Origin of the sequence: Volucribacter amazonae (assembly GCF_029783845.1) — a bacterium.
Lineage (GTDB): Bacteria > Pseudomonadota > Gammaproteobacteria > Enterobacterales > Pasteurellaceae > Volucribacter > Volucribacter amazonae.
In genome coordinates this window covers 2,196,531-2,211,628 of record NZ_LWID01000001.1, presented here as the reverse complement: position 1 = coordinate 2,211,628, position 15,098 = coordinate 2,196,531, and the positions used below count along the sequence as shown (strand labels likewise).

General features: G+C 38.4%; 10 protein-coding genes. 7 read left to right on the top strand and 3 right to left on the bottom strand.

Features of this window, described 5'->3' with window-relative positions; genetic code table 11:
- Window positions 1–5 precede the first annotated feature (5 nt).
- Window positions 6–5,795: an Ig-like domain-containing protein gene (locus A6A20_RS10585; protein ID WP_279573393.1), complete on the bottom strand. Its 5,790-nt coding sequence runs from the start codon at window positions 5,793–5,795 to the stop codon at window positions 6–8.
- A gap of 5 nt (window positions 5,796–5,800) precedes the next feature.
- Entirely contained in the window at window positions 5,801–8,185 is a 2,385-nt protein-coding gene (locus tag A6A20_RS10580) for an Ig-like domain-containing protein (RefSeq protein ID WP_279573392.1), read from the bottom strand.
- Window positions 8,186–8,798: 613 nt separating this feature from the next.
- Between A6A20_RS10580 and A6A20_RS10575 the strand changes: the two genes are divergently transcribed.
- The 6 genes from A6A20_RS10575 (at window position 8,799) to rnb (ending at window position 13,893) form a co-directional block, all read left to right on the top strand.
- Window positions 8,799–9,554 carry a Nif3-like dinuclear metal center hexameric protein gene (locus A6A20_RS10575; protein WP_279573391.1) on the top strand — a complete coding sequence of 252 codons (756 nt, stop codon included), beginning with the start codon at window positions 8,799–8,801 and terminating at the stop codon, window positions 9,552–9,554.
- A gap of 135 nt (window positions 9,555–9,689) precedes the next feature.
- Window positions 9,690–10,001, top strand: coding sequence for an ElaB/YgaM/YqjD family protein (locus A6A20_RS10570; RefSeq protein ID WP_279573389.1), 312 nt, complete (start codon window positions 9,690–9,692; stop codon window positions 9,999–10,001).
- Window positions 10,002–10,167: 166 nt separating this feature from the next.
- Window positions 10,168–10,572 carry a phage holin family protein gene (locus A6A20_RS10565; RefSeq protein WP_279573388.1) on the top strand — a complete coding sequence of 135 codons (405 nt, stop codon included), beginning with the start codon at window positions 10,168–10,170 and terminating at the stop codon, window positions 10,570–10,572.
- A gap of 10 nt (window positions 10,573–10,582) precedes the next feature.
- Complete coding sequence (locus tag A6A20_RS10560; RefSeq protein ID WP_279573387.1) at window positions 10,583–10,837, top strand: hypothetical protein; 255 nt, start codon at window positions 10,583–10,585, stop codon at window positions 10,835–10,837.
- Between the two features lie 76 nt (window positions 10,838–10,913).
- The gene (locus A6A20_RS10555; protein ID WP_279573386.1) at window positions 10,914–11,696 is read left to right on the top strand and encodes an enoyl-ACP reductase FabI; all 783 of its coding nucleotides are present in this window, start codon (window positions 10,914–10,916) and stop codon (window positions 11,694–11,696) included.
- Window positions 11,697–11,910: 214 nt separating this feature from the next.
- Window positions 11,911–13,893 (top strand): exoribonuclease II, encoded by a 1,983-nt coding sequence (gene rnb / locus A6A20_RS10550; protein WP_279573385.1) that lies wholly within the window; start codon window positions 11,911–11,913, stop codon window positions 13,891–13,893.
- Between the two features lie 150 nt (window positions 13,894–14,043).
- Here rnb and A6A20_RS10545 read toward each other — a convergent pair whose 3' ends face one another.
- Complete coding sequence (locus tag A6A20_RS10545; protein WP_279573384.1) at window positions 14,044–14,412, bottom strand: helix-turn-helix domain-containing protein; 369 nt, start codon at window positions 14,410–14,412, stop codon at window positions 14,044–14,046.
- Window positions 14,413–14,542: 130 nt separating this feature from the next.
- Between A6A20_RS10545 and A6A20_RS10540 the strand changes: the two genes are divergently transcribed.
- Window positions 14,543–14,866, top strand: a complete 324-nt coding sequence (locus A6A20_RS10540; protein ID WP_279573383.1) for a hypothetical protein — start codon at window positions 14,543–14,545, stop codon at window positions 14,864–14,866.
- The last annotated feature ends 232 nt before the right edge of the window (window positions 14,867–15,098 follow it).

The following is a 15,098-nucleotide window of genomic DNA, read 5'->3' as shown; positions in this document are numbered from 1 at the left end:
ACTAATTAGATAACATTAATATCAGTATCAATAAGAATACTATAAGTTTGACCATTTATAGTCGGGCTATATGTATAATATTGCTCACCATCATAAGTAACTGTATCAGAAGATTTAGTATTTAAAATAGCATTATTACTAAAATCAACCGTTCCTGTTCCTTTAATCATCAACATATTAGGTTTGAAATCAATATTACCAAACTGAATTTCTTCCTTAGCCGCATTATTAACAATAGCAGTATCAGTTAGCGTTAAAGTCCCTCCAGAACGATTAACAACCTCAATTTCTGAAACATATTGCAAGTTAAAATTAGAATTCGGTAAATTAATGGTATCAATACCTGAACCGCCTTCGATCTTATAATAAGTTCCATTTAGCTGCCCTAACCATCTTGCTCCTGACTCAACAATAACAATATCGTTACCGCTACCCAAATATACGGTGCCTCTATCAAAAATTCCTGTTTCATCAATTTCAGAATTTTTGGTGCCAACCATCACATAGGTATCATCGCCATCGCCCAAATAGATACGCGCTTTCCCTCTCATACCCCCTAATTTAAAGGTATCATTACCAAACCCAGTATTAAAAATAACTTTATCAGCCCATTGAGTATGATAAATGGCAGAGTTACTTAAATCAAAGAGATCATCGCCTTTCCCTGAGATAATATAACCAATTTCAAATCGAAGCCCCATTCCTTCCGTTGTTGTAAATACATTATTACCATCTCCTAAATCAATAAATGGTGCATCAGTACTAATGGTTTTCAGATTATCGTGATCGCCATTATCTTGGTTTACCTTAACCTGACGTTGTGCTGCACTAGTGTTGATATAGCCAAATACCTTTTTATCATTCCAATGCTCTGAGGCATTAAAGGAAAGAACATCATCACCACTGCCAAAATATACATTGGAATTATTGTGTATTGAACCAACGAAAAGAGTGTTATTTCCTTCGCCCATATCCACCGTAGCACCACTATTCAAGCGATCCTTGATAATTACCATATCATCGCCTGCTCCAGTTTCTAAACGTCCATTTGTGGAAGTAATATTATTTAGGAAAATAACCGTATCACCGTCAGACGTCATTTTTTGTACAGCGGCCTCATTAGTTTGCATAATACCTGTACTTTTAGCTGGAGCCTGCGTCTCTGTTATCGCTTGATTAACATTCCCTTTAATAATCTGAGGCGGAGTAAACACCTTAGAAGAACTGCTATCGCCATTAACATTGTAAAGCGTAACCTCTACTTTACTATCTGCACGTAATGAACCTGCAGGGAATCTAAAACCTCCTGTTTCTTTCTGGACTACCCCCGGGAACTTATCAGAGCCTTCGACAAAGTACCAATCTGGCTTATTCTCCACATCAGGGCCTCTAACAATAATTGAGGTTTTTGCTGTTCCATCACTCATTTTATATTCAGCCACTAATAATGAGCCGGGCTCAAAAGCTGCAGGATTCTTAGCACCGATAAATAATGCTCCATCACTCTCCGCTGACATAATAATATCTGGCGGGGTGTTATCTACCGTAACAGAAATAACCTCAGAATAAACTGTATCCGCTCCTTTTTTCGCCACTGTGCGATAGTAATAAGTACCATCAGCTAAATTAGCTTGTTGAGCTGTTGTGTCTGTCCAAGAATTTTTATCCGAACTCACTTGATAACTAATTTCAGCACCAGACTTATTACTTCCGCCAGATAAATCAAAGGTATTATCTTTCGTAACCATATCTGTCAACGTGTTGGCAGAATGCCCTTTGGCAGCTAAATAAGCTTTACCAGCTTCTGTTGAGCTATCATAGCCTGTATCTTCTAAACCACTAAGCGTAATTGTCGCCGTAAATTCTGTTTTTACGATTGCATCTGTTTCATCTGATTTATTACCAGCCTCATCAGTGGCTGTAACTTTCAATACTGCACCATTTTCTTGAGTTGGAATTTCAACTTTATATTTACCTTCAGAATTCGTCGTTGTGGTTACCGTTTGACCATCTTTTGGTAAAGTAATTGTGATCTTACTGTTTGGCTCCGCTGTTCCTTCAACGCTTTGTTTATCATCATCACCGATTACAACTTCGGCAGTTGGTGCATCAGGTGGTGTTGTATCAGTATCTGCTTTAGAAGTAACATTATTAGTGGAAGTTTTATCTCCCTCGCCTTTCGCTACTGCCGTTACCTCTGAATTATCTTTCACAGCCCCCGGAGAAAGCGTAATTTGTCCTGAATTTTCATCAATTGTTACCTTAGAACCGTCTGTTGGCTGAGTAATTGTCCAAGTTTCTCCAGTTTTCGTTGCAGTAACGCTCTGTGATTTATCTGATTCATCAGTATAACTCACAACCACAGATTGAACATTTTCTTCTGCTGGTGGATTAATTACTACTGAACCATCATCTTTAGCGTCAAGTGTTGGTTTAGCAAACTCAGTGGTTACAGTTGATTGACTTCCCTCTTGTCCGCCCTCAGAAGTTGCACCTGAAATAGGAGGATTCGATGATTCTTTCTGCTCCTCAGCTTGTTCGCCTGTTTGAGCTTCTGGTCTTGGCGTTTCTTCTGCTTCTTCTTGAGCCGTTTCTTGTTCTTCCTCACCCTTGGTTTCATCTTCTGCAGGTGAAGTTTGAGAAGATTGGTCTGATTCAGATTCTTTCTCTGCTGTTTCAGAACCTTTCTCTTCCTCTTTTTGCTCGCCCTCTACTTGACTTTCCTGTGTAGGCTCGGTTTCTGTTCCTGTACCTGTACCTGTTTCATCAGAACCAGTATTATTACCTTGTTCAGCGGTTGAAGTATCTGTTTCTGAGGTTTGTCCATTCTCAGACTCTTGCTCCCCATTTTCCTCTTTAACAGGGGTAGTGGTGTTGCTGTCTTCCGAACCATTGCCATCAGCTTTATCTGATTCTTGTGAATCAGTTTGTTGATCTTTTTCTGATGTATCTTCCGTAGGCTCACTTGCCCCCTGTTGAGGATCTTCTTCATCGGTGGCAACATTCGTCAAATTCGCTTTTGCCTCAACCTTATCCGAAGAAGTCTGCTCATCTGTCCATTTAGCCTCAGCTGTTACAGTAGAATTATCTTTTACTGCTTCTGCTGGAAGCGTAATAGTTCCTGAACTTGTATTAATAGTTACCGTAGAACCATCTGTCGGTTGAGTAATTGTCCAAGTTTCTCCTGTTTTCGTTGCAGTAACGCTCTGCGATTCATCTGATTCATCAGTATAACTCACAACCACAGATTGAACATTTTCTCCTACTGGTGGATTAATTACTACTGAACCATCATCTTTAGCCTCAAGGGTTGGTTTAGCAAGCTCTACCTGACCTGTTGCTCCTGATCCACTAGACTCAGAACTTTGCTCCGATGTTGAATCATCAGCTCCAGTTGATGGCGTTGAAGTTTCTGCTGTTACTGGATTACTGCCCGCAGTATGGCTAGCTGGTTGAGTTGGATTACCACTTATATCCGTTGCGGTGGCCGTTACTGTCGAATTATCTTTTACTTCCGTAGCTGGAATTGTAATTACGCCAGTATCAGGATCTATACTGACTGTTGATTCATTTTCAGGGCTAGTAATTTTCCATTTGCCTTCTTCTTTTGTGGCTATAACGGTTTTTTCTTGCTCTTTTTCATCTGTATAATTTACTGTTACAGACTTCACATCATCGTCTGATGGCGGAATAATTTCAACTGCCCCATTATTATCCTTGAACGTTGGTTTGTCAGGGGCTGTCAAATCCACCGTTACTTCAGTTTTATCAGAAACATTACCTGATAAATCTGTGGCAGTTACATTAATTTTTGCTCCATCTAATTGAGTTGGGATTTCAACTTTATACTTACCCTCTGTATCAGCTGTCGTCGTTACAGTTTCCCCATTTGGTAAGGTAATAGTTACTTTGTTATTTGGTTCGGTAACACCTTCTATGCTTTGTGTATTGTCATCACCAACCACAAAATTAGCAGTTGGTTTGTTCGGAGCTGTGATGTCCGTATCTGCTTTTGAAGTAACACTATCAGATGAAGTTTTATCATCTGTATATTTCGCTACTGCTGTTACCTCTGAATTATCTTGTACAGCCCCCGGTGAAAGCGTAATTTGTCCTGAATTTTCATCAATCGTTACCTGAGAACCGTCCGTTGGTTGAGTAATTGTCCAAGTTTCTCCAGTTTTTGTCGCAGTAACTGTTTGGCTATTACCTGCTTCATCAGTATAACTCACAACCACAGATTGAACATTTTCTTCTGCTGGTGGATTAATTACTACTGAACCATCATCTTTAGCCTCAAGGGTTGGTTTAGCAAGCTCTACCTGACCTGTTGCTCCTGATTCACTAGGCTCAGAACTTTGCTCCGATGTTGAATCATCAGCTCCTCCAGTTGATGGCGTTGAAGTTTCTGCTGTTACTGGATTACTGCCCGCAGTATGGGTAGCTGGTTGAGTTGGATTACCACTTATATCCGTTGCGGTGGCCGTTACTGTCGAATTATCTTTTACTTCCGTAGCTGGAATTGTAATTACGCCAGTATCAGTATTTATGCTGACTGTTGATTCATCTTCAGGGCTAGTAATTTTCCATTTGCCTTCTTCTTTTGTGGCTATAACGGTTTTTTCTTGCTCTTTTTCATCTGTATAATTTACTGTTACAGACTTCACATCATCATCTGATGGCGGAATAATTTCAACTGCCCCATTATTATCCTTAAATGTTGGTTGTTCAGGTGCTGTCAAATCTGGGGCGACTAAATTAATAAGTTTTCCATTATCTTCTCCCTCATTTATTGTTACGATAACTTTCTCACCGTTGGTTAATGCAGGATCGAGAAGTAAAATAACATTACCTGAACCATCTGCCACATCGCCACTAAGAACATTGCCATCAGTATCTTTCACGACAACGACCGCTTCTGGCTCAGTTTTCCCTATAATACTCGCTCCATCAGGAGAGAATTTAATGCCAGTTGAATTATTTTCATTGGCAATCACTTTCGCAGCATTTTCATCTGAGGTAGTATTGCCACTATTATCAGTGGCTTTAGCGATCACTTCTGAACCGTCTTTCACTTCTGTGGCAGGAATGCTAATAACGCCTGAGGTTTCATTGATGGTTGCAACTGTGCCTGTTGGCTCAGTAATTGACCATTTACCTTCATCATTTTTGCTTGCAACAAGGGTTTTCTCAGTACCATTTTCATCGGTGTAATTCACTTGCACTGACTTCACATCGTTATCCGTAGGAGGGGTAACACTGATTGAGCCATCTACTTCAGCAACTAAGTTAGGGGCTGCTGGGGCGGTTAAATCTGGGGCGGTTAAATCGATCTCTTTTACACCACTCTCACCGCTATCAATGATAACCTTAACGTTCTCGCCATTCGTTAATGCTGGATTTAATGGTAAAGTAAATCTACCTTCCCCATCTGAAATACCCTCACTTATAATAATGTTATTTTCATCTTTCACGACAACGACCGCTTCTGGCTCAGTTTTTCCTATAATACTCGCTCCATCGTCAGAGAATTTAATGCCAGTTGAATTATTCTCATTGGCAATCACTTTCGCAGCATTTTCATCTGAGGTAGTATTGCCACTATTATCAGTGGCTTTAGCGATCACTTCTGAACCGTCTTTCACTTCTGTGGCAGGAATGCTAATAACACCTGAGGTTTCATTGATGGTTGCAACTGTGCCTGTTGGCTCAGTAATTGACCATTTACCTTCATCGTTTTTGGTTGCAACAAGGGTTTTCTCAGTACCATTTTCATCGGTGTAATTTACTTGCACTGACTTCACATATCCGTAGGAGGGGTAACACTGATTGAGCCATCTACTTCAGCAACTAAGTTAGGGGCTGCTGGGGCGGTTAAATCTGGGGCGGTTAAATCGATCTCTTTTACATTATCCTCACCGCTATCAATGATAACCTTAACGTCCTCGCCATTCGTTAATGCTGGATTTAATGGTAAAGTAAATCTACCTTCCCCATCTGAAATACCCTCACTTATAATAATGTTATTTTCATCTTTCACGACAACGACCGCTTCTGGCTCAGTTTTTCCTATAATACTCGCTCCATCATCAGAGAATTTAATGCCCGTTGAATTATTCTCATTGGCAATCACTTTCGCAGCATTTTCATCTGAGGTAGTATTGCCACTATTATCAGTGGCTTTAGCGATCACTTCTGAACCGTCTTTCACTTCTGTGGCAGGAATGCTAATAACGCCTGAGGTTTCATTGATGGTTGCAACTGTGCCTGTTGGCTCAGTAATTGACCATTTACCTTCATCGTTTTTGGTTGCAACAAGGGTTTTCTCAGTACCATTTTCATCGGTGTAATTTACTTGCACTGACTTCACATCGTTATCCGTAGGAGGGGTAACACTGATTGAGCCATCTACTTCAGCAACTAAGTCAGGGGCTGCTGGGGCGGTTAAATCTGGCGCTGTTAAATCGATCTCTTTTACACCACTCTCACCGCTATCAATGATAACCTTAACGTTCTCGCCATTCGTTAATGCAGGATTTAACGGTAAAGTAAATCTACCTTCCCCATCTGAAATACCCTCACTTATAATAATGTTATTTTCATCTTTCACGACAACGACCGATTCTGGGGCGGTTTTTCCTATAATACTCGCTCCATCATCAGAGAATTTAACGCCAGTTGAATTATTCTCATTGGCAATCACTTTCGCAGCATTTTCATCTGAGGTAGTATTGCCACTATTATCAGTGGCTTTAGCGATCACTTCTGAACCGTCTTTCACTTCTGTGGCAGGAATACTAATAACGCCTGAGGTTTCATTGATGGTTGCAACTGTGTCTGTTGGCTCAGTAATCGACCATTTACCTTCATCGTCTTTGCTTGCAACAAGGGTTTTCTCAGTACCATTTTCATCGGTGTAATTTACTTGCACTGACTTCACATCGTTATCCATAGGAGGGGTAACACTGATTGAGCCATCTACTTCAGCAACTAAGTTAGGGGCTGCTGGGGCAGTTAAATCTGGGGCGGTTAAATCGATCTCTTTTACATTACCCTCACCGCTATCAATGATAACTTTAACGTCCTCGCCATTCGTTAATGCTGGATTTAACGGTAAAGTAAATTTCCCTGAACCATCTGCCACATCGCCACTAAGAACATTACCATCAGTATCTTTCACGACAACGACCGCTTCTGGCTCGGTTTTTCCTATAATACGCGACCCATCGTCAGAGAATTTAATTCCACTTGGATTATCGTTGGCAATTACTTTTGCTGCTTCAATATCTTCCTCGGAAGTGCTATTGCCACTATTATCTACAGCTTTGGCTCTAACCTCAGAACCATCTTTCACTTCCTCAGCAACAAGATTAATTACACCTGTATCCTCATCAATTAATACATTAGCATTATCTGTTGGATGATTAATAGACCATTTTCCCTCAGTATTTTTTGTTGCTGTTACCGTCTTCGCCACATTGTTTTCATCAGTGTAATATACTTCTACTGACTTAACATTCTCAGCGATTGACCTTGGTACTCTTGCTGTAATAGAACCATTAATTTCTGCAACTAATTCTGGTGCGTCTGGTGTTGTTTCTTGAACTAAATTAATATCGTCCGTTGTTCCTAACCCACCTACTGTATTTGCATTGCCTGACTGCGGAGCTGATTCGCTATCTGTTCCATCTTTTTTGCTACCATTATTTACCGCAAGTGCAATACCGCCACCTAATAAACCTAATCCTAATACCCACCAAGGCATATATACCCAAAAACCATTAGAATCTAACTCTTCCTCGCCTAAAATCTGCGTAGCTGATTCTTGATTATCCAACATCGCAACGGCATCTTGCGTCTCATCAGACTCTGGTACATAAGCATAAATCTTACCATTTGCCGCCTCACCAATAATCATACTATTACTATTAGCTTGCTCTGGGTTATCGCCTTCATAATAGTTCTTAATAATAATATCTGGCGATGAACTCTCAGTATTTAAGGTAATTTGCAAATCATTACCATCTCGTTTTGCAATAATCTTTTCTGGGGCTTTACCTGTGGCATTGTCAACTAACTGATAGTTTATTTTGCTTTGACCATCAAATACAATAGATTCGCCTTTGCTAATGTTATAACTCGCAAGCTCTTTTTTAGAACTTAACAATTTAATTGTTGCTGACATAGATTTCCTCACTATGATTAATTCGGATTAGTACGTTCTTTCCTTGCTTAAAAAAGCAATTTTTTACAAATTAGTAATATTGATGACACGCCCAACTATTGCACAACAATGACCAATAAATGGCTTGACTCCAAAACATAAAACTAGCGGGGGGGGGGGGGAACCCTATTTAAAGCTACAAAATCAAGATAATTTGATTAAAAATTACCTTATATAACACCAAAAATAGGAATAACAATATTACAAAAATTTCGATCGGTATTTTATTAACAATGAAATATTATGTCAATCTATGCAAAATAAATATTTCAACACCAATTACCGTCATTAATGTAAAACTTTACTTATTTTCATCTTCTTCATTGTTAATGTTTTTTATAAACTATTAGACCAACTTAAATATAGTTGTTTCAATTTAAAATGAGACAAGGCGGTATGTCGAAGACAGCACAAGTAGTACGGCAAGGCGTACCAACACTGTATCATTTTAAAGTGGAAGACTATATTTTAAAGTGAGGCGACTATCATAGCGTCAATAACCCACCTTTCACCCTATACAAATCCTAAGGATTAAGCAATAATGGTATTTTTTATTTAACGAGAGCATAGGCTTATGAACAACTTCCATTTAGAAACCTTACTTAACCAAAAACTGAATGTTGACAAAATCAAAGATTATGCCCCTAATGGATTACAAATTGAGGGGAAAAGCGAGGTAAAACGTATTGTTACTGGGGTAACCGCCTCACAAGCCTTAATTGACTATGCCATTGAGCAACAGGCTGATGCCCTTTTAGTGCATCATGGTTATTTCTGGAAAAATGAATCCCCTTGTATTAAAGGTATGAAAGCCAAGCGTATTAAAGCCCTTTTACAAAATGATATTAATTTATATAGTTATCATTTACCCTTAGATATTCATGAAGAACTGGGCAATAATGCTCAACTGGCGAAAAAACTCGGTATCCAACGGCTAAAACCTTTAGAGGATAGCCCTTATAGTATTCCTATGTACGGCGAACTCGATCCCCCTGTCAATGCACAAGATTTTATCCAGCGAATTGAGCAGCAGTTACAACGCACACCATTAGCTTGTAGTGATAACGCCCCTGCCCTTATTCATCGCATTGGAATTTGTACAGGTGGTGGACAAGGTTATATCGATCTTGCGGCGGCAAAAGGCTTAGATGCCTATATTACAGGGGAAGTGTCAGAGCAAACCATTCATTCCGCACGAGAACAAGGCATTCATTTTTTCGCCGCTGGACACCACGCTACCGAACGTTATGGCGTTAAAGCCCTTGGCGAATGGTTGGCACAAGAATATCAATTTGAAGTGATTTTTAAGGATATTGATAACCCTGCTTAATAGAATTTATTTATAAATCATAGAATTAGCTTATAGTAATTATTTGACTTTAACAATAAAAATTCGGTATGATAACAAAGTGCGGTCAATTTTGACCTCACTTTTTTATTCATATAACAAATAGAGGGAACAATTATGAGCTCACAATTTGATAAAAAACGTGATGAATTACTTGATGAAATTCGTGATATTTTAACCAATGCGGAAGAGTTATTTGATGATTCATCTAAATCCAGTGCCGCAGAATTGAAAAAACTCAAAAGCTCGCTTAACTCTCGTATTGGTAAAGCCAAAGAACAATTTAGTGCATTACAAGAAGACGTTGTTGATAGTGCTAAAAAAGTTGCTAAACAAACAGACACCATCGTGCAAGACAATCCTTATAAAGCCATGGGCGTAGCAGGTGTCATTGGTCTATTACTTGGTGTATTGATCAGCAAAAAATAATCTCTTGTTTTATAGTCGTTTCAATTTAAAATGAAACAAGGCGGTACGCCGAAGACAGTACAAGTAGTACGGCGAGGCGTGCCAACGCTGTATCATTTTAAAGTGGAATGACTATAAGATCTTGTTTAAAACAAGACCTTGATTTTCATCTTGATTAGGAACGATCATGCAAGCAATTCAAAATATTAAGAAAGGCATTAAAGCCCTTTTAGTAACGAGCCTTGAACTTCTTCATGTACGTTTAGAAATGGCTCGCATAGAGCTTACCCAACAAAAAGAAAGCCTAATTTTTACCCTTATTCTTACCTTTTTGGGATTAATCCTGCTATTAATTGCCTTTATCAGCGGTTTATTTGGTTTAAATGCCTTACTTGTTGAACCTCAAGATAAAATCAGGGTATTTTTTGGAGTAAGTGCGGTGGCTTTATTGATTGTTTTTGCTTTTGCAGTAATGATAATCCAGTCTTTACGCAAACAACGTCGTTTTATGGTAGAAACCTTGAATGAATTAAAATTAGATATTGCGGCATTAAAAAAACTGGCAAATTCATCACATTTAGATAAAGAATAATGGGGCAAATATGAAAAATAATCTTAATGAAGAAAAAGAATTATTAATGATGAAAGGTCATGCCTTGCGTATTCAGCTTGAACGCCAAGCAATCAATACCCATAAAACCTTTTCTCACCCCTTTGAGCAATTAAGAAAAGTAAGAGGTTCAATATTTACCCCGCTTGTTATTGCATTAATTAAACGCCGTTTTTTCACCAAACGCCGCATTGCCTACTCCTTACTTGGCTTAACCTCCATTTATCTCTTAGCCAAACGCAAATAAAGCTAAGGTCTGATTTGCGTTATTCATTTTTTCGCTTATACTAACGCTTATTTTTTTCATACATTAGGATAACAATATGGGTTTTCTTACAAATAAACGTATTTTAATTACTGGTTTAGCGAGCAACCGCTCTATCGCTTATGGTATTGCTAAAGCTATGCAGCGTGAAGGGGCGGAGTTAGCTTTTACTTATTTAAATGACAAACTCAAAGCACGAGTGGAAGAATTTGCCAAAGAATTTGGTTCAAATATTGTATTACCCTTAGATGTTGCCAGCGATGAAAGTATTGAAACTTGTTTCAGTCAGCTTGCTCAACATTGGGATAAATTTGACGGCTTTGTGCATGCTATTGGTTTTGCCCCTGCCGATCAATTAGAAGGCGACTATGTCAATGCGGCAACACGTGAAGGTTTCCGTATTGCTCACGACATTAGTGCTTATAGCTTTGTGGCTATGGCGAGAGTGGCTCGTCCAATGCTAAACGAGGGAGCGGCATTATTAACCTTGTCTTATCTTGGTGCAGAACGTGCGATTCCAAATTACAATGTAATGTGCCTTGCCAAAGCCTCTTTAGAAGCAGGCACAAGAGTAATGGCGGCGGATATGGGTAAACAAGGTATCCGAGTGAATGCCATTTCTGCTGGTCCAATTCGCACCCTTGCTGCCTCTGGCATTAAAGATTTCAAAAAAATGTTGTCAACCTTTGAAAAAACCGCACCGCTAGGACGTTGTGTTACCATTGATGATGTAGGAAATACAGCAGCATTCCTCTGCTCTGATTTATCCGCAGGCATCACTGGCGAAGTGGTACATGTTGACGCAGGCTTTAGTATTACTGCAATGTCAAATTTAGATTAGTAAAATCTTAGATTTATAGTCGTTTCAATTTAAAATGAGACAAGGCGGTACGGCGAAGACAGTACAAATAGTACGGCGAGGCGTACCAACACTGTATCATTTTAAAGTGGAACGACTATACAACACAAATACCATGAGAATAGCTTTATAGCCACAGCAACCTAATATTGGCTATACTATTCTCTTATTTTATTTCAAATATTGATGAACTATTATGTTGCAAAATAATCCCCTATTAGCCCAACTTAAACAACAAATTCAAGCCAACAAAACCTTTGTGGAAGGCTATGTTAAAGCCACCGATAAATCCTATGGCTTTTTAGAAACCGATAAAAAAAGTTATTTTATTCCACCTAATGCCATGAAAAAGCTGATACATGGCGATAAAATTAAAGCGGCAGTGGAAACCGTTAATGATAAAGAACAAGTAGAGCCTGAGCAATTAATTGAACCTATGCTCACACGTTTTATTGCTCGTGTGCATATTAATAAAGAAAATAAAATGCAATTAAAGGTTGATCACCCAAACATTAAGCCATTTATTGCTTGCCATAAAGCCAAATCCGTTGAGCAAAGACTGGTAGAAGGGGACTGGGTTGTCGCCAATTTAAAAACCCACCCATTGCGTGATGATCGCTTTTTCTTTGCCCAAATTGAACAATTTATCTGCCATGCTGATGATCATTTTGCCCCTTGGTGGGTAACCCTCGCACGCCATGAACAATCCCGCTACCCTGTAAATGGACAAACGGCATATCCAGAGATTGAACAATATCCACGCCAAGATCTGACCGCACTTCATTTTGTTACCATTGACAGTGAAAGTACACAAGATATGGACGATGCACTCTATATTGAACCAACCTATAACGCCGAACAACAGCAAACAGGTTGGAAATTAGTGGTTGCTATTGCTGATCCTACCGCTTATATCGCCCTTGACTCACAAATTGAACAAGATGCGAAACAACGTTGCTTTACCAATTATCTACCGGGCTTTAATATCCCAATGTTACCAAGAGAATTGGCTGATGATCTTTGTTCCCTTGTACCACAACAAAACCGCAATGCGTTAGTTTGTTACATTTATACTGATTTACAGGGTAATCTTAATAACGAGCCAGAATTTGTCAGTGCCATAGTACAATCCAAAGCCAAATTAGCTTATAACAAAGTATCAGACTACTTAGAAAAACAGCCAGAGCACTGGCAACCTGAAGAAGAAAACAGCAAACAACAAATTGACTGGCTTTATCAATTTACCCTAGCTCGTACCCAATGGCGACAACAACACGCTCTTTTATTTAAAGAAAAACCCGATTATAGCTTTGTCCTCGCAGAAAATGGCAAAATTGAGCAAATTAACGCTCAATATCGCCGTATTGCCAACCAAATCGTGGAAGAATCCATGATCATCGCCAATATCTGTGCGGCTCAATATCTGGATACAAAAGTAAAATGCGGTATTTTTAACACCCATAGTGGCTTTGATAAAAAATACCTCGCTAATGTACAACAATTTTTACTTAATCAACTTGCTAACGAAGAAAATCGCCCCCAACTTAGCGAACGTTATTCCGCAGAAAACCTAACCACACTAACAGGTTATTGCCGTATGCGTCATGATATTGAGCCTTTAGCCAGCGATTATCTGGAATACCGCTTACGCCGTTTCCTCACCTTTGCAGAATTTAAAAGCGAAAATGCACCGCACTTTGGCTTAGGACTAACAGGCTACGCCACTTGGACTTCGCCAATCCGTAAATATTGCGATATGGTCAATCATCGTTTGATTAAAGCCTGTATTCACCAACAGCCCTATCAAATCCCTGAACAAAAAGTCTTCGATCGCTTACAAGAAGCTCGCCGCCAAAATCGTTTAGTGGAAAGAGATATTGCAGATTGGCTATATAGCCTGTATTTTGTAGATAAAGTGAGCGAACAACAAGAATATCAAGGCGAAATTATGGATATTAGTCGTGGTGGCTTACGAGTATTATTAATAGATAGTGGCGCTAGCGTTTTCGTCCCAGCCTCAACCATTCACGATAATAAAGAAGAAATTTCAATCAATAATGATGAAATCGCATTTTATATTCAAGAACAACAACGCTATAAATTGGCAGACAAAGTCAAAATAAAACTGCTTGAAGTCAAACCTGAAACACGCAGTATTATTGGACAGATTGTGGAATAAAACTTTTATTGTTTACGCCCCTATTCAGGGGCGAAATAATATTGTTTAGCACGCTTTAAACCAAAACCAGCACCATCAATTAAAAAATAAACAAAGTAACCGCGCTTTAAAGCTCAAAAAAACTAAAAAGAGCTCTCACTTATTAATAAGTCAACAAGATTCTTTACTGAAAGCAATCACTAACTTAATCAACGCCTCTTTTTTAGCATGAGATAATGGCTTAATAAGTGCAAACAAAGCTTCATCTAAAGCAGATTGCTCTTGTTCATCACTAATACCATAACGTAACCATTCTGGTTTAACTTGTAACCATTTCGCCAAAGTTTCGATCTTATCCATTGAAGGAATAGCCAAGCCATTTAACCATTTATGTACTGCTTGCTGAGTAACAGGTTCATTAGGGTGGCGTAAATTAAACCTTGTGGCAATATCACTTGTTTTTAAAGGCTGAGAATAAAGCATAGCTAAAGCTATTTTTAACCGCTCGCTAAATTTTTCTTTTTCTGTCACGATCTTCATACATAAAAATTATGAATGATCGAAAAATAGCTTGTAAACTAAATTAGTTTTATATTAAACCAAGTTAGATTACACAATCATATTTACAAAGAGTATGGTAATAACAAATGTAAGAATATAGTAAAACAAAATGAAGTATCTATTATATAGCTTATTATTTATTTTTATTGGTTATGGCTATTCTCACCATAATGAACACCCCACCAATAATACATTAGAACAAGAGAAAATCATCAATCATATTACTACAGGTATGGATCATCAACATATTATCGCATTGTTGGGGCAACCGAGTAATACCAGTGATTATAGTAACCATACTCAATGCTTAATATATTCATTAACTAATCAGCAATATTTTTACCTTCTTCTCTCCCATGATGTATTATTGCTCTATAGTGATCAACAAAATTGTACTCAGCTTGTTGATAAAATGAATTCATCTCATTTATAGCCAAATAATAATCTCACGTAAAACATAAGCTTTTGGAATAATAGATAAAATAGTTGCTGACTTATTATTTTCTACTATGATTAGCAACTATTTTATCCATTACACCTTTAGAAGGATAAACCAGCTAATCAATGTATTGTCCTTTCAATATTTAAGTTCTCATGCTTTTCGAAGGCAAATAAATATTTTTCATAGCATTTAAAAATTGTTAAAGCCCTGTTACGTTTTTATA